The sequence below is a fragment of the Mesorhizobium sp. ESP6-5 genome (assembly GCF_020164695.1).
In the GTDB taxonomy this organism is placed as follows: domain Bacteria; phylum Pseudomonadota; class Alphaproteobacteria; order Rhizobiales; family Rhizobiaceae; genus Mesorhizobium; species Mesorhizobium australicum.
Window position 1 is genome coordinate 65,676 of record NZ_JAIUGR010000020.1, and the last position, 18,242, is coordinate 83,917.

15 protein-coding genes are annotated in these 18,242 nt (G+C 62.6%); 6 read left to right on the forward strand and 9 right to left on the reverse strand.

Features of this window, described 5'->3' with window-relative positions; genetic code table 11:
- Positions 1-112 precede the first annotated feature (112 nt).
- A complete protein-coding gene (locus tag LB524_RS27025) occupies positions 113-1,771 on the forward strand; it encodes a vWA domain-containing protein (RefSeq protein ID WP_224531373.1) in 1,659 nt (552 codons plus the stop codon).
- A 67-nt stretch (positions 1,772-1,838) separates the two neighbouring features.
- Here the strand turns inward: LB524_RS27025 and edd are convergent, their stop codons facing one another.
- From edd to zwf, 3 genes are all read right to left on the reverse strand, one after another.
- On the reverse strand, positions 1,839-3,662 hold the full coding sequence (gene edd / locus LB524_RS27030) for a phosphogluconate dehydratase (protein WP_140614661.1): 1,824 nt from the start codon (positions 3,660-3,662) through the stop codon (positions 1,839-1,841).
- Positions 3,663-3,735: 73 nt separating this feature from the next.
- On the reverse strand, positions 3,736-4,452 hold the full coding sequence (gene pgl / locus LB524_RS27035) for a 6-phosphogluconolactonase (RefSeq protein WP_140614660.1): 717 nt from the start codon (positions 4,450-4,452) through the stop codon (positions 3,736-3,738).
- Positions 4,434-5,906, reverse strand: coding sequence for a glucose-6-phosphate dehydrogenase (gene zwf / locus LB524_RS27040; RefSeq protein ID WP_224531375.1), 1,473 nt, complete (start codon positions 5,904-5,906; stop codon positions 4,434-4,436). Before zwf ends, pgl begins: the two co-directional genes overlap by 19 nt.
- A 317-nt stretch (positions 5,907-6,223) precedes the next feature.
- On the opposite strand from zwf, the gene LB524_RS27045 reads away from it, so the two are divergent.
- Positions 6,224-6,970: an SDR family oxidoreductase gene (locus LB524_RS27045; RefSeq protein ID WP_041163342.1), complete on the forward strand. Its 747-nt coding sequence runs from the start codon at positions 6,224-6,226 to the stop codon at positions 6,968-6,970.
- A gap of 19 nt (positions 6,971-6,989) precedes the next feature.
- On the opposite strand, the gene LB524_RS27050 is transcribed toward LB524_RS27045, so the two are convergent.
- The 3 genes from LB524_RS27050 to LB524_RS27060 form a co-directional block, all read right to left on the reverse strand.
- Positions 6,990-7,871, reverse strand: a complete 882-nt coding sequence (locus LB524_RS27050; RefSeq protein ID WP_224531376.1) for an SH3 domain-containing protein — start codon at positions 7,869-7,871, stop codon at positions 6,990-6,992.
- Positions 7,872-8,247: 376 nt separating this feature from the next.
- Entirely contained in the window at positions 8,248-9,534 is a 1,287-nt protein-coding gene (locus LB524_RS27055) for an NAD(P)/FAD-dependent oxidoreductase (protein ID WP_224531379.1), read from the reverse strand.
- A gap of 83 nt (positions 9,535-9,617) precedes the next feature.
- Entirely contained in the window at positions 9,618-11,054 is a 1,437-nt protein-coding gene (locus LB524_RS27060; RefSeq protein ID WP_015316305.1) for a glutamine synthetase family protein, read from the reverse strand.
- 148 nt (positions 11,055-11,202) lie between these two features.
- Here LB524_RS27060 and LB524_RS27065 point away from each other — a divergent pair, with 148 nt between their 5' ends.
- Positions 11,203-11,919: an HAD family hydrolase gene (locus tag LB524_RS27065; protein WP_224531382.1), complete on the forward strand. Its 717-nt coding sequence runs from the start codon at positions 11,203-11,205 to the stop codon at positions 11,917-11,919.
- A 71-nt stretch (positions 11,920-11,990) separates the two neighbouring features.
- Here the strand turns inward: LB524_RS27065 and LB524_RS27070 are convergent, their stop codons facing one another.
- From LB524_RS27070 to aceA, 3 genes are all read right to left on the reverse strand, one after another.
- Positions 11,991-12,434 (reverse strand): response regulator, encoded by a 444-nt coding sequence (locus tag LB524_RS27070; RefSeq protein WP_015316307.1) that lies wholly within the window; start codon positions 12,432-12,434, stop codon positions 11,991-11,993.
- A 239-nt stretch (positions 12,435-12,673) separates the two neighbouring features.
- Positions 12,674-12,916 (reverse strand): hypothetical protein, encoded by a 243-nt coding sequence (locus tag LB524_RS27075; protein WP_006202762.1) that lies wholly within the window; start codon positions 12,914-12,916, stop codon positions 12,674-12,676.
- Between the two features lie 55 nt (positions 12,917-12,971).
- Positions 12,972-14,261 (reverse strand): isocitrate lyase, encoded by a 1,290-nt coding sequence (gene aceA, locus LB524_RS27080; RefSeq protein ID WP_023772829.1) that lies wholly within the window; start codon positions 14,259-14,261, stop codon positions 12,972-12,974.
- Between the two features lie 223 nt (positions 14,262-14,484).
- Between aceA and LB524_RS27085 the strand changes: the two genes are divergently transcribed.
- The 3 genes from LB524_RS27085 to LB524_RS27095 all read left to right on the forward strand — a co-directional run bounded on the left by LB524_RS27085 (position 14,485) and on the right by LB524_RS27095 (position 18,099).
- Entirely contained in the window at positions 14,485-15,933 is a 1,449-nt protein-coding gene (locus tag LB524_RS27085; RefSeq protein WP_224531385.1) for a short-chain fatty acyl-CoA regulator family protein, read from the forward strand.
- 147 nt (positions 15,934-16,080) lie between these two features.
- Entirely contained in the window at positions 16,081-16,980 is a 900-nt protein-coding gene (locus tag LB524_RS27090) for a DUF2167 domain-containing protein (RefSeq protein ID WP_224531388.1), read from the forward strand.
- A 165-nt stretch (positions 16,981-17,145) separates the two neighbouring features.
- The gene (locus tag LB524_RS27095; RefSeq protein WP_224531391.1) at positions 17,146-18,099 is read left to right on the forward strand and encodes a DMT family transporter; all 954 of its coding nucleotides are present in this window, start codon (positions 17,146-17,148) and stop codon (positions 18,097-18,099) included.
- Positions 18,100-18,242 lie beyond the last annotated feature (143 nt).

Sequence of the window (18,242 nt, forward strand, 5' to 3'; positions counted from 1 at the left end):
TTGGGTACGCACGGGCCCTATGCGAGCTATCGCTGATAGCGGTGGCTTGTGTCCCTGCACGCGCTCAAATAGCTTCGGCCAGCGGACGGGGTGGCTAACTCAGGAGATTTCGATGGCGATACTTGCGCGGAGCGTCGCTGCGGCGATCCTCCTTTTGTCGACGACGACATTCGGCTTTGCCGCCAACAAGGTCATCATCATCCTCGACGCGTCGGGATCGATGTGGGCGCAGATCGACGGAAAGCCCAAGCTGGAAATCGCCCGCGAATCGCTGAGGACCGTGCTTCAATCGGTTCCTGCCGACGACGAGATCGGCTTCATGGCCTATGGCCATCGCGAAAAAGGCAGCTGCGACGACATCCAACTGATCGTGCCGCCCCAGGCGGGCTCGGCAAGCGCCATCTCGGCAGCCGCCGACAGCATGAAGTTCCTCGGCAAGACGCCGCTGACGGCAGCCGTCAAGCAGGCGGCCGAAGCGCTGAAATACACCGAGGACAAGGCAACTGTCGTTCTTATCACCGATGGGCTCGAAACGTGCGGCGGCGACCCTTGTGCGCTGGGCAAGGAACTCGAAGCCTCCGGCGTCGATTTCACCGCCGACGTCGTCGGCTTCGGCCTGACCGCCGACGAAGGTAAGCAGATTGCCTGCCTCGCCGACAATACCGGCGGCAAATACATCCAGGCTTCCGATGAGAAGGCGCTGCAGGAGGCGCTGGTCGAGACCGTCGCGGCACCGGCGCCCGAGCCAGCACCGGCCCCCGCTCCGGCACCAGCGCCCGAGCCGGCGAAGCCCGAGTTCAATTTCATGCCGACCGTGGTGCTGGCCGAGGGCGGCGATCCTGTCACCGACGGCAATGCCTGGGAAGTCTACAAGGCCAAATCGGACGGCACGCGCGGCGACAACGTCACCACCGAATACGGCGACTACAAAGCCAATCTGGAACCGGGCGACTACATCGTCGTCGCGCGCGACGGTGAGGCCAAGACGGAGCAGAAGATCGAGATCGAGGCGGGCCAGGTCTACAAGCCGCTGTTCACCTTGAATGCCGGCACACTCATCCTGCATCCGCGTCCGAGCCAAGGTGCCGATGTGGCCAGCGGGGCGGCTGTCGTGATCGCCTATCCGGGCGTCGACAACCCTCCGACCTATTATGGAGACACGAAAGTCGTGTTGCCGGCCGGCGACGAGAAAGTGACCGTCACGATCGGGCAGGGCGTGGTCACCGAAACGATCCCGCTCGCCGCGGGCAGGGTGATCGACAAGGACATCATCGTCGGCGTCGGCCATGTCGTTGCCAACGCATACTATGTGGCCGGCGGCGACAAGGCTGACGGTTCAGGCATCGGCTTCAAGGTGCTCAAGGCCAAGAAGAAGATCGATGGCACCCGCGACGAGGTCACCTATGCCTATGGCCCCGACAGCAAGTTCGATCTGCCGCCCGATGACTATGTGCTGATCGCGACGGTCGATCTCGCCGTCGTGGAACAGCCTTTCAGCGTCAAGGTCGGCGAGTTCCAGGACCTCAAGGTCGCCATGAATGCCGGCGTGCTGGCAATCACGGCGCCTGGCACCTCCAAGATCGAGATCTTCGAGACGAAGAAGGACATCAATGGCAATCGCAAGTCGATCGGCTATGCCTATGACGAGAAGTATCAGGCCACGATAGCGGCCGGCGATTACGCCGTGGTTTCGGAGAAGTCGGACAACAGCAAGAAGGAAGGCGCCGTGACCGTGAAGGCCGGAGAGCGGGTTGAACTGACGGTGCAATGAGGATTGCGATTTCGACCGGCAAAAAGGGCGGCCACGTGCCGCCCTTTTTCATGCCGGACAGAATGCGTCAGGCAGTGCCGAACGCGCTGGCGCCGTGATCGGCGCGGCCCACCAATTGGCGGAAGCCGGCGAACAACTCGCGTCCGAAGCCGAATTCATTGCCGATGAGATCGACTTCGGCCGTGCGGCGCAGCGCGAATTCGGTGCCTGGCACCAGCACTTCCAGCGTGCCGGCATCGGCGTCGAGGCGGATGATATCGCCGTCATGGATCCGCGCGATCGGCCCGTCCTCGACCGCTTCCGGCGTCACATGGATTGCCGCCGGCACCTTGCCGGAGGCGCCCGACATGCGCCCGTCGGTGACCAGCGCCACGCGCTGGCCGCGATCCTGCAGGATGCCGAGCACGGTGGTCAGCTTGTGCAATTCCGGCATGCCGTTGGCCTTCGGACCCTGGAAGCGGATGACGGCGATGAAGTCGCCGGTGAGTGTGCCCGCCTTGAAGGCGTCGTTCAGCCCCTGCTGGCTGTCGAACACCTTGGCCGGCGCCTCGATGACACGCCGCTCCGGTTTGACGGCCGATGTCTTGATGACGGCGTGACCGAGATTGCCCACCAGCACCTTCAGGCCGCCCGTCGCCTGGAAAGCCTTGTTGAACGGCGCCAGCACCTTTTCGTCGCCGCTTGCGCGCGGCGAAGCCTCGCGCAGCACAGCGCCGTCGGCGCCGAGCTTTGCCTCGACCGCATAGGGCCGCAGGCCTTCGCCCCACACCGTCTGCACATCCTCGTGCAGGACGCCTTCGTCGAGCAGTTCGCGGATCAGGAAGCCGAGGCCGCCGGCTGCATGGAAATGATTCACGTCGGCAAGTCCGTTCGGATAGACCCGTGCCAACAGAGGCACCGCTTCCGAGAGGTCGGAAATATCCTGCCAGGTCAGCGCGATGCCGGCGGCGGCGGCCATGGCGATCAGGTGGATGGTGTGGTTGGTCGAGCCGCCGGTGGCATGCAGGCCGACGACGCCATTGACGAACGAACGTTCGTCGATCATCCGCCCGACCGGCGTATAGGCGTTGCCGAGCGCGGTGATCGCCAGTGCCCGTTTCGTCGCTTCGCGGGTCAAGGCGTCGCGCAGGGGCGTGCCGGGGTTGACGAAGGACGCGCCCGGCGTGTGCAGGCCCATGATCTCCATCAGCATCTGGTTGGAGTTCGCCGTCCCGTAGAAGGTGCAGGTGCCCGGCCCGTGATACGACTTGGACTCGGCTTCCAGGAGTTCGGCGCGTCCTGCCTTGCCCTCGGCATAGAGCTGGCGGACCTTGGCCTTCTCATCGTTGGGCAGGCCTGTCGTCATCGGGCCGGCAGGAATGAACACCGCCGGCAGATGGCCGAAGGTTAGTGCGGCGATCACCAGACCCGGGACGATCTTGTCGCAGACGCCGAGATAGACGGCGGCGTCGAACATGTTGTGCGACAGGCCGATCGCGGCTGCCATGGCGATCACGTCGCGCGAAAACAGCGACAGCTCCATGCCGGGCTGGCCTTGGGTCACGCCATCGCACATCGCCGGCACGCCGCCCGCGACCTGGGCGATGCCGCCCGCCTCGCGCGCGGCCTCCTTGATCAGGGCAGGGAAGGTCTCGAAGGGCTGATGCGCCGACAGCATGTCGTTGTAAGAGGTGATGATGCCGAGATTGGGCACCTTGTCGGCACCGAGCGCCAGCTTTTCCGAGGGGCTGCAGACCGCGAAGCCATGGGCAAGGTTGCCGCAGGACAGCACCGACCGGTTGGCGGTCTGGTTCGACGCTTCGGCGATACGGCTGAGGTAGCGCTCCCGGCCCGGTTTGGAGCGCTGGCGTATCCGTTCGGTGATGGCTTCGATGTCTCGTCTTGCGGTCATGGGATCAGGTCCTTTCAGGCGAGGTCCCGGAAACATCCTCCCGCCGTTGCCGGGACCACTTGTAAACTTGAAATCAGGGCGCCCAGAAAACCTCCACGGGCTTGGGCGATGCGTCGAGCACGGCACGGATCGGCTTTCGCGGCCCGGACGCGGCCGCGCCGTCGAAGGCGGTGCGCTTGTCCTCGCCCTCGATGTGCAGCGCGATGAAACCGGCGTCGATGATCCGCGCCAGGGTCAGGGTCAGCCGAGGCTCACCCGCACTTGCGGCGTGAACCGGCAGGATGATCCTGTCCGAGGCGGGGTCGAGCAGCTTCGGCAGATCGTCGGCGTCGGGAAAGAATGAGGCGGTATGGCCGTCCGGCCCCATGCCGAGGATCACGGCATCGAGCGGCCAGGGCAGGGATCGCAGGGCCGCATCGTCGGATGCTGCAGCATCCTCGATGCCGACCGCCTCGTGGTAGAGCGGAACGAAGCGGGCCGCCTTGGCCGCGTTCTGCAGCAGGTTGGCGGCAACCAGCCCGGCATTGGATCGCGGCGAGGAGGCCGGCACGAAACGTTCGTCGACCAGCGTCACGATCACCTTGTCCCAGGCGATCGGCGCCGCAGAGAGCGTGGCAAAGAACTTTGCCGGTGTCGTGCCGCCGGAGACCGCCAGCAATGCCGTGCCGCGCCCGGTGATCGCCTTGGTCAGGGCATCGGCGACGCGGCCAGCCAGCGCCAAGGCCAGTTGCGGACGGTCGGGAAAAGCGTTCCAGTTGTAGCTGGCGCCGTTCAATTGCTCTCGTGCCATGTCCGCCCGTCACGTTCGATCAGTGCTATCGAGGCCGACGGCCCCCATGTGCCTGCCGTATAGCCCTGCGCTTCCTGCTTGGCGCCTTCCCAGGCATTCTGGATCGGGTCGATCCACTTCCAGGCGGCTTCCACCTCGTCGCGGCGCATGAACAGAGTCTGGTTGCCGCGGATGACATCCATGATCAGCCGTTCATAGGCGTCAGGCGCGCGGCCGTCGAAAGACTGCGCGAAACTCATGTCGAGCGAGATCTGGCGCAGCCGCATGCCGCCAGGGCCTGGGTCCTTGATCATGATGAACTGCTTGACGCCTTCGTCCGGCTGCAGCCGGATGACCAGTTGGTTGGCAAAGATCGGCCCCGCGCCGCTGTCGCCGAAAATCGAGTGCGGGATCGGCTTGAACTCGATGACGATTTCCGAAACCCGGGTCGCCAGCCGCTTTCCGGTCCTGAGGTAGAATGGAACGCCGGCCCAGCGCCAGGTGCCGATCTCGGCCTTGATGGCGACGAAGGTCTCGGTGTTGCTGTCCTTGCCGAGTTCCTCGACATAGCCTTTCACCGGTCCCCCGGCCGACGCACCGGCGCGGTACTGGCCGCGCACGGTGTGCTTCGGCGCCTCGTTGCCGTTGATGCGCTTCAGCGCCCGCAGCACCTTGAGCTTCTCGTCGCGCACCGCGTCGGCGTCCATCGACGAGGGCGCTTCCATGGCGACGAGGCAAAGCAGCTGCAGCATGTGGTTCTGCACCATGTCGCGCAGCGCACCGGCCTTGTCGTAGTAGGTGACGCGGTCTTCCAAGCCCACGGTCTCGGCGACGGTGATCTGCACGTGGTCGATGTGGGCGGAATTCCACAGCGGCTCGTACAGCGCATTGGCAAAGCGCAGCGCCATCAGGTTCTGCACCGTCTCCTTGCCGAGATAGTGGTCGATGCGGAAAATCTGGCTTTCGTGGAAGTCGTCGCCGACCAGGTCGTTGAGCACCTGCGCTGAGGCAAGATCGCGGCCGATCGGCTTCTCCAGCACGATGCGCGAATTCGGCGTGATCAGATTGTGCTCTTTGAGCTTGTGCGAGATGTCACCGAACAGCGCCGGCGCCACGGCCAGGTAAAAGGCGCGGATGTGGTCACTTTCGCCGATCGCCTTTTTCAGCTTGTCGAAGCCGGCGCCGCTCGTTGCATCGGCCGGGACGTAGGAAAGCCGGGCGAGGAAGGTCTTCAACTCCTTGGCATCGATATCGGCCGGCTTGACATGGTCCGAAATCGCCTGCTTGGCGAAAGCCTGGAACTCCTCGTCGCTCATTTTCGAGCGCGACGTGCCGATGATGCGCGTCGGCTCGGAGAATTGATGGTCGCGCTGGCGATAGTAGAGCGACGGCAGCAGCTTGCGTTCCGACAGGTCGCCGGTACCACCGAAAATGATGAAGTCGAAAGGGTCGACGGGGATGATCTGGCTGGTCATGGTCTGTCCGCTTTGACGCCGGTCGCAAGTACGCGGCTGATATATTCTAATCGATTTAAATTTTCCAGTGCCATGGTGTCACATCAAGGACCAACCGCTGGATTTTGCGTCGGTCCACGTGTGCGCTTGACACTGGCGCCGCCGGGAGGCTTGTCGGTGAACGAAGACTCCGGAGGCTTTCGCAGTTGCAGCATAGAACGTGAATGTGACGAAAGCTAAGGGAGAAATCGGCGCGCCTTGCGGCATCGATTGCATCGGTCGCCAGCCCTTGTGCAAGCTGTGCAGTGATATCGAGGAAGTCCATGAGCGGGAAAAGCATGCGTCTGGAAAACAAGGTCGCCATCATCACCGGTGCGGCATCGGGCTTCGGCGAAGGCATGGCCAAGCGCTTCGCGGAAGAGGGCGCCAGGGTCGTTGTCGCCGATCTCAACGCCAAGGGTGCCAAACGCGTCGCCGATGAGATCGGCGAGGCGGCAATCTGGACGCAGACCGACGTTTCGTTGCGCTCCGAGTTCGACGAGATGGTCTATGCCGCCAAAAGCGCCTTCGGCCGTGTCGACATCATGGTCAACAATGCCGGGTTCACCCATCGCAATGGCGACATGCTCAAAGTCGACGAGGAAACCTTCGACCTGATCACATCAGTCAACATGAAGGCGATCTATCACGCCGCCCTTGCGGTTGTGCCGATCATGGAGCGGCAAGGCGGCGGTGTCATCTTGACCACGGCGTCTACCGCAGGATTGCGGCCGCGGCCCGGCCTCACCTGGTACAATGCCTCGAAGGGTTGGGCGATCACCGCCACCAAGTCGATGGCGGTGGAACTCGCGCCCAGGAACATTCGCGTCAACTGCCTTTGCCCGGTCGCCGGCGAGACCGGGATGCTTGAAAAATTCATGGGCGCCGACACGCCCGAGATCCGCGAGGCATTCCGCGCTTCGATCCCGCTCGGGAGGCTGTCGACCCCGCTCGATATCGCCAACGCGGCTCTATGGCTGGCCTCGGACGAGGCCGCTTTCATCACCGGGGTCGCGCTGGAGGTCGATGGCGGGCGCTGCATCTGAACGCGGCGATCGTCGGATATTACGTGCCGGGCTTGACGTAGCTCTTGTACACCCAGCCGTGCTTGCCGTTGTAGACGATCTCGCACCACTGCTTGCAGCCCATCAGTTGCACCGAGGTCCGGGCAGGGATCGTACCGATGGGGGTGGCCCCCTTCTTCGGAGCACTGCGCATGGTCACAGCCCTGAGAATACGGCCGTTGCCTGTCGCCGGCACCTTGCGCGGCTTCGCTTTGGCTGCGTTGTCCTCGCCTTGTGCATTCGCGGGTTTTTGGTCCGGTGCTTGCGGCTGCGTCTCCGGAATGGCGGCGGTCTGCGCGCCATCGGGATTGCTGCTATTGGCAGGCGGGCTCGGCGCGGCGACCTTGGCAAGCTCGTCGGTGGCATCGGTATCGGTAGACGATTGCGCGAATGCCGCCGCTGTTTTGTCAGGCGCCGGCTCGGGCTGCTTGGCTACCTGGCTGGGAGCCGCCGTTTGATCGGGATCAGTTGCCGCGGCAGCCTTCGGCTGCGCCCCTGTCCAGCGGGGATCATTGGCGGCAAGCGCTGGTATGTCCACCGCCGCCGCTGCCTTGGTCAGTGACACCTGGCTGGACTTGCGCTCCGCCTGCGGCGTCACGGCCGCCACCGTCACCGTCGTCCCCGAGGAGGGAACTTTCGTCGTCTTCACCGGAATGGTCGGAATGCTCTGCTCGGGACTGGCGGCTGCTTGCCTCTCGCCGGTCGGCAACGCCAGCCAGAGCGCCACTGCGGCAACGCCAAGCAGTGCCGCGGTGCCTATTGCCGCGATAACCAGGTGCGAGTTCGAACGGACTCCCTGCCAGAATGACGGGCGCATGTCATAGCCGAACTGCATGGCGAAGCGCCGACGTTCCGGAGCACCGAAACTGAAGGGCTCTCTCACTCTTGCCACCTCCATAAGCGGGCCGGTGTTCTTTCGATCAAATATCGCAAGTCACGCGTTCGATCAGCATCGGTCCCAAAACGCGGGCGGGCCCGCAACAATCCCCGAACAATCGCCCAGATGCGGACCTTTCGCCCGCGATTGTGGCGTCAGTACGCCATTAGCAAGGATTCTGCGCTTTTGCCGGCAATTCCGCAATGTGTCGCCCGGGCAACAAATATTACATGAATATTACAATATTACATGAGTTCGTGATCGCAGGGATAGCGGCGATCCAATCCCAGCCTAAGCACGTCGCGTTGGAAAAGACCCCACGACGCACTTGGATCTTGTTTTGTGCATGTCGTTCTTCCCAAAGGTCACTTTGCGCGACGCATTAGATCCTGTCCCGCAGCGCAAACCAGTTGAGCGCAAGGAAAAGCAGCGGCGCCCGGAACCGGCGGCCGCCAGGAAATGGCGGGATTTTCAGCTCCTCGATAAGCTTCAGCCGGTCGCGGTTGCCGGTGATGGTTTCGGCATAGAGCTTGCCGAAGAAGTTCGACAGCATGACGCCGTGACCGGAATAGCCGCCGGCCGAGATCACATTCGGCATCACTTCACGCACGAACGGCTTCCTCGGCACGGTGATGCCGACATAGCCGCCCCAGCCATGGGTGATCTCGACATCGCCGAGCGCCGGATAGAGCTCCGCGATCTGGCGGCGAATGTGGATGTGGATATCTTTGGGATCGTTGACGCCATAGACCTCGCGTCCGCCGAAAAGCAGCCGTCCATCCCTGGATTTGCGGAAATAACGCACGACGAAGCGGGAATCGTCGACCGATTCGCCCCCCGGCAACACGTTCGAATCCGATCCCAGCGGCACGGTCGCGCCGATGAAGGATCCGATCGGCATGATGTGCGCGGCACTCACCGGCTCGAGCGTGCCGCCATAGGCGTTGACCGCGATCAGGCATTTTTGCGCCGAGATCGTCCCTCTCGGCGTGGAGACCCTGACCTTGCCGCCTGCCGAGACGATGCCGGTCGATGGCGTCCCTTCGAACAAGTGGGCGCTAGCTTGTGCCGCCGCCCGCGCCGTGCCGATCACCAGCTTCATCGGATGGATATGGCCGGTGCCGATATCGCGCGTGCCGCCGAAATAAGCGCTCGAGCCCAGCCGATCCGCCGTCTCCTTCGCATCCATGAAGGAGATGTGCGGGTATGAGAAGCGGCCGGCCATGATTTCGGCATGCGCCTTGTAGTCGTCCACATAGCGCGGCTTGTGCGCGACCGAGAGCTGGCCCGGCATGTAGTCGATATCGATCTGGTTGAGGGCCGCGAAGTCGAGCAGATGCGCTTTCGCCTCTTCGGCGAGATCGAACAGCGCCCTGGCGCGGGACAGACCGTATTCTGCCTCCAGGTCCTCGGCCCAGGCACGCTGCCCGGTGCCGAGCTGGCCGCCATTGCGCCCGGAAGCGCCGTCGCCAAAACGATATGCTTCGATCAGGACAACGCTGGTACCGGCCTTGGCCAAATGCGTCGCTGCCGACAGGCCGGTAAACCCGCCGCCGATAATAACGACGTCGCAGGTCCGATCACCGTCGAGCGTTGGATATTCGGGCCGCGGCCCAGCCGTGTCCTCATACCAGGACCGGCCGGGGGAAATGGGGGATTGGTAGTTCATGATGAGCGAAGACTCGAGGGAGTTCGGGTAGTGAGCAGTGAGTAGTGAGTAGTCGCTACCAACTACTCACTACTCACTCACCATCACACATTCAGCAGCAGATATTCCCGCTCCCACGGACTGATCACTTCCATGAACGTTTCGAATTCCGCCCGCTTGATCGCCGCATAGGTGGCGGCGAAGGACTTGCCCAGCAGTGCGCAGAGTTCCTCGTCGCCTTCGAACAGGTCGACGGCTTCGAGCAGGCTGCGCGGCAGGTCGATCTCGTGCGCGTTGGCGGTGGTCAGCACGGGAGGCTCGGCCTTGATCTTCCTGGTGATGCCGATCAGCCCGCAGGCAAGCGAAGCCGCCAGCGCCAGATAGGGATTGGCATCGGAGGACGGGATGCGGTTTTCAACGCGCCGCGCCGCTGGATCGGAACGCGGCACGCGGAACGCCGTGGTGCGGTTGTCGTAGCCCCATTTGTTGTTGACCGGGGCAGAGGCCGCCTGCGTCAGCCGCCGGTAGGAATTGACGTAGGGCGCGAACATAACCAGCGCATTCGGCACGTGCTTCTGCATGCCGCCGATGAAATGGAAGAAATCCTCGGTCTCCGAACCATCCTCGGCCGAAAAGATGTTCCTGCCCGTCTTCTTGTCGACGATCGACTGATGGATATGCATGGCGGAGCCCGGCTGGCCCTGAATCGGCTTGGCCATGAAGGTCGCGTAGATCTCATGCTTGAGCGCGGCTTCACGAATGGTGCGCTTGAACATGAACACCTGGTCGGCGAGCTCGATCGGGTCGCCGTGGCGCAGATTGATCTCGAGCTGGCCGGCGCCCTCTTCGTGGATGAGCGTGTCGATCTCCAGGCCCTGGCTTTCGGAGAAATGGTAGATGTCGTCGATCAGTTCGTCGAACTCGTTGACGCCGGCGATCGAATAGCCGGCGCCGCCGCCGATCGCGCGCCCCGAGCGGCCGACAGGCGGGGTCAGGGGATAGTCCGGGTCCGGATTCTTGCGCACGAGGTAGAACTCGATTTCGGGTGCCACGACCGGCTTCAGCCCAAGCTTGTCATAGGCCGCCAGCACGCGCTTCAGCACATTGCGCGGCGTGAACTCGACCGAGCGGCCGTCCTGGTGGACGAGGTCGCAGATGACGGCGGCCGTCGGGTCTTCCTCCCAGGGCACCACGGTCAATGTCGACAGGTCCGGCATCAGCTTGAGGTCGCCGTCGTCTTCCGGATAGTGAAAGCCGTTGCCGTCCTCCGGATAGCCGCCGGAAATCGTCGTCATGAAGACCGCCGAAGGCAGCGCCAGTGAGGTGTTGGAAGTGAATTTCTTCGACGGCATCATCTTGCCGCGCGCCACGCCGGCCTGATCAGGCGTGATGCATTCGATATCCTCGATGCCGCGCCATTCCAGCCAATCGCTGACTTCCTTCCAGTTCTTCACACCTCGCAGGTTTTTCACGAAGGCAGGCGTGCGCGCCCGTCCTCCGCGGCTCGACGGACGGACTTCCTTTTTTGCAGGCGGCATCATTCACCAGATTGGGTTGCGGATTTTCAAGTATAGCCGTGCCGTGCGACCGAAGGGAAGGGGAGCCGCCGCGGGCATTTGCCGTTGCGGGTTGAAAACCGGTTGCCGGTCGGCATAGGTTTGGCGTCTTCCCGCACTCGAGAAGCCGGCGATGAGACCCAGCAGCGAACTGACCACGATCGGCTTCGACGCCGACGACACGCTTTGGCAGAACGAACGGTTCTTCCGCATGACGGAAAAGCGCTTTGCCGCCATGCTGGCCGATCATGGCGAGGGCGAGCAGATCTCGGCTCGACTGTTGGAAGCCGAGAGGCGCAATCTCGCGATCTACGGTTTCGGCATCAAGGGATTTACGCTCTCGATGATCGAGACGGCGATAGAGGTCACCGACGGGCGCGTGCCGGCTTCCGTCATATCGGAGATTCTCGACGCCGGCCGCGAGATGCTGGGCCATCCGATCGAGCCCTTGCCGCATGCACGCGAGACGGTCGAGAAGCTCGCCGGCACCTTTCGCCTCGTGCTGATCACCAAGGGCGATCTGTTCGATCAGGAGCGCAAGCTGGCCGGCTCCGGGCTGGGCGAGTTGTTCGAGGCCGTCGAGATCGTCAGCGACAAGACCGCCGCGACCTATGCGCGCCTATTCGACCGCCATGGCGATGGCCCGGCAAGGAGCATGATGGTCGGCAATTCGCTGAAGTCGGACGTGGTGCCCGCCATCGAGGCCGGCGGCTGGGGTGTCCATGTGCCGCACGAATTGACTTGGGTGCTCGAACATGTCGAGGCGCCGGTCGCCGAGCCGCGGTTCCGCCAGATATCGGATCTCAGCCAATTGCCCGCGCTTGTCGAAAGCATCAGGAACAGAGTTTGATCGTAGACCTCCGGCTGCTTTTTTCGCGCAATGCTGGATGGAAAAAAACGGTTTCGCCTTTTGGAATCGTTTTAGCGGCCGGTCAGGCGATCGATGACCGGTTGCAGCCGTTCGGGCGTGATCGGCTTGGCCACCACCGCGTCGACAACATGCGCCAGGCCCAGGCTCTCCGGCGTGCCATTCTTGGTTGAAAGCAGGATCACGGGAGGAAGTGCCTTGCCCGCGGCTCGCCGCAACGTGTCGATACTGGACATCAGCGTGTCGCAGTCTTTGTTGTCGGGGCCACCATCGAGGACAACCGCCCCGGGGATAAGCGAACGTAAGGTCTTCACCGCCATTTCAGGCGATTCCGAGATTGGTTTGAGCCCGGAACGCTCGACGATTTTAGACACCACGACGCGATTGATCGGCGACTTCCCGACAACAAGCACCCGCGAAGGATCTCGGATCGTCTCAATGTTTGAACCCCGGGTCACCCGATTCAGATGTTTTGTACTCTCCCCCTCGTCACTCACTAGGCACCCAAGTCGGCCAAGAATCTTGCCCCTATTTCAATGCAGAGTTGAATCTGCGGACAATTGGCGTGAGATTGCACCCTATGTCAAGTTGAAATAAAAGACTTCTGAAACCGTCTCCCACACAGTGGATTCAAGCAACAGTACTGTACTGCCCTGTCCATAGCTTGGTTGCGTGAAAATAAAATTCACCTACGCATACGCGGCGCGGGCAAATGGCCGGTTGTAGCGCTTCCGGGTCAGCCATGGCTTTGTTGTGTAACGATCACCGGGATCAGCAGGTCGCCCCAATTGCCGTCGCCGCCATGGTGCCTCGCGGAGCGCACGAGCTCCACCGAGACGCCCGCCTCGACCGCCTTCATCACCGATTGGTTGAGCCTGTGCAGGTCGTTGGCCAGCATGCGGATTGTCGCCTGCTGGTCGACGCTCATCGTGGTCGATTGCTCTTCGGCCCGTTCCTTGACGCGGCTTATCGATGCCATTGGTCTTCTCCTGTGTCTGAGGCCCTGTTGGGCGTTTCCTCTGTATTTCCGGTCGCTATTCCGCGGCCGGCTTGAACTGCGCGTGCTCGGTCGATTCATGCATGGCCGTGGTCGACGACCGGCCGCCGGTGATCGCCATAGAGACCGCGTCGAAATAGCCGGTGCCGACCTCGCGCTGGTGCTTGGTCGCGGTATAGCCATTGGCTTCCGCCGCGAATTCCGCTTCCTGCAACTCGGAATAGGCCGCCATCTGCCGCGCCTTGTAGCCGCGGGCGAGTTCGAACATGCCGTAGTTGAGCTGGTGGAAGCCGGCCAGCGTGATGAATTGGAACTTGTAGCCCATGGCGCCCAGTTCCCTCTGGAACTTGGCGATCGTCGCGTCGTCGAGATTCTTCTTCCAGTTGAACGACGGCGAGCAATTGTAGGCGAGCAGCTTGCCTGGATGGTGCCTGCGCACCCCCTCGGCGAATTTCTTGGCCTGCGCCAGGTCGGGCTTCGAGGTCTCGCACCAGATCAGGTCGGCGTGCGGCGCATAGGCAATGGCCCGCGCGATGCAAGGCTCGATGCCGTTCCGGACCTGGTAGAAGCCTTCCACCGTGCGGCCGGCATCATAGTCGACGAAGGGCTGGTCGCGCTCATCGATATCGGAGGTCAGCAGCTTTGCAGCTTCCGCGTCCGTGCGTGCCACGACCAAGGTGGGCGTAGCCATCACGTCGGCCGCGAGCCGCGCCGCGTTGAGGTTGCGGATATGCGCCGCGGTCGGGATCAGCACCTTGCCGCCGAGATGGCCGCACTTCTTCTCCGACGCCAACTGGTCCTCGTAATGGACGCCAGCGGCACCGGCCTCGATGAACGCCTTCATGATCTCGAAGGCGTTGAGCGGACCGCCGAAGCCGGCTTCCGCGTCGGCAACGATCGGCGCGAACCAGGTCTCGACAGAAAGCCCCTTGCCTTCGGAGGTTTCGATCTGGTCGGCGCGCTGCAGCGTGCGGTTGATGCGCTTGACCAGTTCGGGCGCCGCATTGGCCGGATAGAGCGACTGGTCCGGATACATTGCCGAGGCGGTGTTTGCGTCGGCGGCGACTTGCCAGCCCGACAGGTAGATCGCCTTCAGCCCGGCGCGCACCTGCTGCATCGCCTGGTTGCCGGACATGGCGCCGAGCGCGTTGACGAAGTCCTCCTCGTGGATGAGTTTCCACAGCCGGTTGGCACCCATTTCGGCAAGGCTCTGACGAATCTGCACCGAACCGCGCAGCCGCTTCACGTCCTCCGGCGAATAGGGACGTTCAATGCCGTCGAAGCGACCTTCAGGCGCCGAGGGGACGAGGTTGTAAAAATCAGTCATTGGTCACTCCGAAGATTTCTGCACAGCCAATTCTCGGGCTGCTTCTATGTGACTGAATTTACATTCTGGCACCGCATGGGCTAGAAAAATCAGTAAAATCGGGCGGATATAAGAGAAAACCTGTGTTGTATTTGACAGCAAGGCGCTGTAAATTTGTCAATCCTGTAAAGCGAAGGAGACGGGATGCAGCGGGCGGCGTGTAAATTCCTGTCAAGGATTGGCGATGGCTGACCAGAAGATTTTCGCTGGGCCGCGCATCCGCCGCATCCGTGGCGCCAAGGGCCTGACCCAGACGGCGATGGCCGAGGGGCTCGGCATCTCGCCGTCCTACCTCAACCTGATCGAGCGCAACCAGCGGCCGCTGACGGTGCAATTGATCCTGAAGCTCGCCTCCGTCTACAAGGTCGATCCGCATGAGCTTCAGGGCGAGGCAAGGGGATCGGTCGCTGCCCTCAAGGAGGTGTTCACCGACCCGCTGCTGGTCGGCGAATTGCCGGGAGACCAGGAATTGATCGAGTTTGCCGAGGCGGCGCCCAACGCCTCCGCCGCGGTGATAAAACTGTTCCGCGCCTATCGCGAGCAAGCCGAGCGGCTGTCCGATCTCAACGAGCTTCTGGCCCGCGAGGGCCGGGCGACCGCCCTCTCTGGCGCCCGCCTGCCGATCGACGAGGTGCGCGAGATTTTCGAGCGGCGACCGAACCATTTCGTCTCGCTCGAGGAAGAGGCCGAGGCGTTCACGTCGGTGCTCGATCCCGGCGACGACCTGTTTGGCGCCTTGAAGGCATGGCTGAAGCGCGAATACGGCATCGTGGTCAAGGTTCTGCCGGTCGCCACCATGCCGAACTGGCGCCGCCGCTACGACCGCCACTCGCAGCGCCTGTTCCTGTCTGAGCGTCTGTCGCCGTTCGACCAGTTGCGTGAAGTCGCGATGGAGGCCTGCCTGATCCGCATGTCGGTTGCGGTCGCCGGTGAGATCCAGGCACTGAGGCTGACCACGGACGAGGCGCGCCGCCTTGCCCGCTTCGAACTCGGCCGCTACGCCGCCCATGCGCTGATGATGCCCTATCAGCCCTTTCACGCGGCGGCCGTTCGCTCACGCTACGACATTGATGTCCTGCGCTCGCGCTTCGGCGTTTCCTTCGAGCAGGCGGCAAACCGGCTGACCATGCTGCAGCGGCCAGGTGCTTCCGGCGTGCCCTTCTTCATGCTGGAGATCGACAATGCGGGAAACCGCTTCCGCAAGGCCGGCAGCCAGGGCTTTCCGCAAAGCCGCTTCGGCGGTGGCTGTCCCAAGCTTCCCGTGCATGTCGCCTTCACTCAGCCGGGCCAGATATTCGTCGAGGCGGTGGAAATGCCCGATGGCGCCGAGTTCCTGTGCATCGCCCGCACGCTGGAGGGGCCGCAGGGCGCGTTCTCCGAACGACCGCGCCGCACGGCACTGCTGCTCGGCTGCGACATCGGCTTTCGCGACGAGATCGTCTATGGCACGGTGCTGCCTGGCGCGGCGACCGGCGCGAAGATGGGGGCGGGCACCGTCGCGGCGACGCCTGTCGGCCCCGCCTGCCGGCTTTGCGAGCGCGCCGGCTGCCTGGCGCGCGCCGAGCCGCCGGTGACGCGACCGCTCGGCCTCGACGAGATGGTCACCGGCTTGAGTGCCTTCGACTTCCAGTGATGTCGTGGTGACTTGCCGCGCGAAGAAGAAGACTGCTTCCTACTCAGGAAGACAATAAGCCGTCACGCTAAACATAGCGGATGCAATATTGATTAAGCATTGCTGTTAAGATATCAACGACAATCTGTGCAGCGATCGGGGGGATTGATGAGCCGGATAGCTCTTTGGCTTGGTTTGGGCCTTGCCCTTTCGGTCTGGCCCGCTCAGGCGGAAAAATCCTCGGATTTTTTTAAATTTTACCAAGGGTACAATGACGACGGCAAGGCTTTCCTGGACAAAATCGAGCCGAAGATCGGCACGGTGGACCTTGCCGAAGGTGTACACCTGACCCTTGGCGATAAGTTCTATTTTCTTAACAAGAAAGACACTGCCTCTGTTTTGACAGAAGCCTGGGGCAATCCTGCCAGTTCCGCTGCCGATTCGGTCGGCATGATCTTTCCGGCCAAATATGATCCCATTGCCGATGGCAATTGGGGCATAGAGTTGCGATGGGAGAAGATAGGCTATGTCGATGATGGCGACGCCGCATCCATCGACTACGGCGAGTTGCTGCGCACCATGCAGGCGGACACATTGTCAGGCAACGATCAAAGGGCAAAGGATGGCTTTCCTCCCATTACCTTGATCGGCTGGGCCTCGCCGCCAGTCTACGACTCGGTCAACAAGCGTTTGCACTGGGCAAAGGAACTGCAATTCGGAGACGATACCGTCCACACGCTCAACTACGACGTCCGCTTTCTGGGTAAGGAGGGCGTTTTTGTGATGAGTTATATCGCTACGGTGGAGCAATTGCCGGAGATAAGGCAAAGCCTGGACGAAGTCCTTGGCCTCGCCGCCTTCAATACCGGCAAGAAATACACTGATTTCATACCCGGCTCCGATACAGTTGCGGCAGTTGGCATTGGTGGCCTCATAGCGGGAAAATTGGCGGCGAAGGCGGGCCTTCTGGCCGTGGCGCTCATTGCGCTGAAGAAATTCGGTTTGATCTTGCTGGTTCCCTTGGCCGGAGTCTGGCGCTTCATTCGCGGCAACAAGCGCACGTCGTAGGCGTCGCCCAAGCGCTGCTGACTGTTGTCGGGCGTGCCGGCAGTGCGCCAAACGGAACACTGCACTGGATCACGCCTCGCCAATGCCTTTGCGGTACGCGAACAGGGTACGTTCTTGTCGTCTCCTGCGCATCGTGCCGTCCTCAAAATCTCGACAGTCGCGCCCATGACCGACACCACATCAAGGCAGATCGCCACGTCCGCGGCCATCCCGCTGCGCGAGGAGCGCATCGGCTTCCTTCTGGTGTTCCTGTCGGCACTGATGTGGAGTTTCGGCGGCACCATCGCCCGGTTCATCACGGTCGGCGACAGCTGGACCGTGATATTCTGGCGCTCCGCGTGGGCTGCCGTCTTCCTGCTTTGCTTCATGGTCTGGCGTGACGGCTGGCGCGGCATGCTGAAATCATTCCGCGACATGGGCCTGCCAGGCATTGCGGTGGGGTTCTGCTTCGCCATTGCATCGACCTCGTTCGTGGTGGCGCTTGCCTATACGACCGTCGCCAATATTCTTTTGATGCAAGCCGGCGTGCCGCTTCTGGCGGCCCTGTTTGCCTGGGCGCTGTTCCGCGAAAAGGTAACCGTCGCGACCTGGATGGCGATCGTCGCCGTCCTCGCCGGCGTCGCCATCATGGTGTCTGAATCTGTTGACGGCGCCGTCTCGCCCATAGGCGATGGACTGGCGCTGCTGATCGCGTTCATGTTCTCGATCGCCACCGTCATCACCCGGCGCTTCTCCAGCGTGCGCATGACGCCGGCGACGTGTCTCGGCACGATCCTTGCGGCGGGCTTCGCTGCCTCGCAGGCCTCGACGTTCGCGGTGTCGGTCGGCGACATGGGCTTCCTCTTCGTCTTCGGCGTGGTCAATCTCGGCCTTGGTCTTGCTTTCTTCGCCACTGGCGCGCGCTTGATCCCGGCGGCTATCGCGGCGTTGCTCGGCACGTTCGAGCCGATCCTGGGGCCGATATGGGTCTGGCTCATCCATTCCGAGGTGCCGTCCGGGCGCACCATCGTCGGCGGCGCGGTGGTGGTCACGGCGCTGCTTGTCCATATTGGGCTCGAATTCAAGCGCCAGGCGCGGCCTCAGCGGGCTGGGGTCACCGGAGTGCCTTCGCCTAATTGATGCGGGCGCCGAAGCTTTGCCCATTGACAATGTCGCTTCCGCCCGGGCAGGCTGGGAACACGGCAACAACAAGACAGGCGTATCTTGCCAAGTCTCCCCGGCGGCCCGATCGAGACCGGACCACATTCTAGTATCTCTGACCG

What these genes read in the sequence shown, in the direction of transcription:
- LB524_RS27025 (WP_224531373.1), top strand. Translation starts at nt 113, where the DNA reads ATGGCGATACTTGCGCGGAGCGTCGCTGCGGCGATCCTCCTTTTGTCG.
- edd (WP_140614661.1), bottom strand. Translation starts at nt 3,662, where the DNA reads ATGACCGCAAGACGAGACATCGAAGCCATCACCGAACGGATACGCCAG.
- pgl (WP_140614660.1), bottom strand. Translation starts at nt 4,452, where the DNA reads ATGGCACGAGAGCAATTGAACGGCGCCAGCTACAACTGGAACGCTTTT.
- zwf (WP_224531375.1), bottom strand. Translation starts at nt 5,906, where the DNA reads ATGACCAGCCAGATCATCCCCGTCGACCCTTTCGACTTCATCATTTTC.
- LB524_RS27045 (WP_041163342.1), top strand. Translation starts at nt 6,224, where the DNA reads ATGCGTCTGGAAAACAAGGTCGCCATCATCACCGGTGCGGCATCGGGC.
- LB524_RS27055 (WP_224531379.1), bottom strand. Translation starts at nt 9,534, where the DNA reads ATGAACTACCAATCCCCCATTTCCCCCGGCCGGTCCTGGTATGAGGAC.
- LB524_RS27060 (WP_015316305.1), bottom strand. Translation starts at nt 11,054, where the DNA reads ATGATGCCGCCTGCAAAAAAGGAAGTCCGTCCGTCGAGCCGCGGAGGA.
- LB524_RS27065 (WP_224531382.1), top strand. Translation starts at nt 11,203, where the DNA reads ATGAGACCCAGCAGCGAACTGACCACGATCGGCTTCGACGCCGACGAC.
- LB524_RS27075 (WP_006202762.1), bottom strand. Translation starts at nt 12,916, where the DNA reads ATGGCATCGATAAGCCGCGTCAAGGAACGGGCCGAAGAGCAATCGACC.
- aceA (WP_023772829.1), bottom strand. Translation starts at nt 14,261, where the DNA reads ATGACTGATTTTTACAACCTCGTCCCCTCGGCGCCTGAAGGTCGCTTC.
- LB524_RS27085 (WP_224531385.1), top strand. Translation starts at nt 14,485, where the DNA reads ATGGCTGACCAGAAGATTTTCGCTGGGCCGCGCATCCGCCGCATCCGT.
- LB524_RS27090 (WP_224531388.1), top strand. Translation starts at nt 16,081, where the DNA reads ATGAGCCGGATAGCTCTTTGGCTTGGTTTGGGCCTTGCCCTTTCGGTC.
- LB524_RS27095 (WP_224531391.1), top strand. Translation starts at nt 17,146, where the DNA reads ATGACCGACACCACATCAAGGCAGATCGCCACGTCCGCGGCCATCCCG.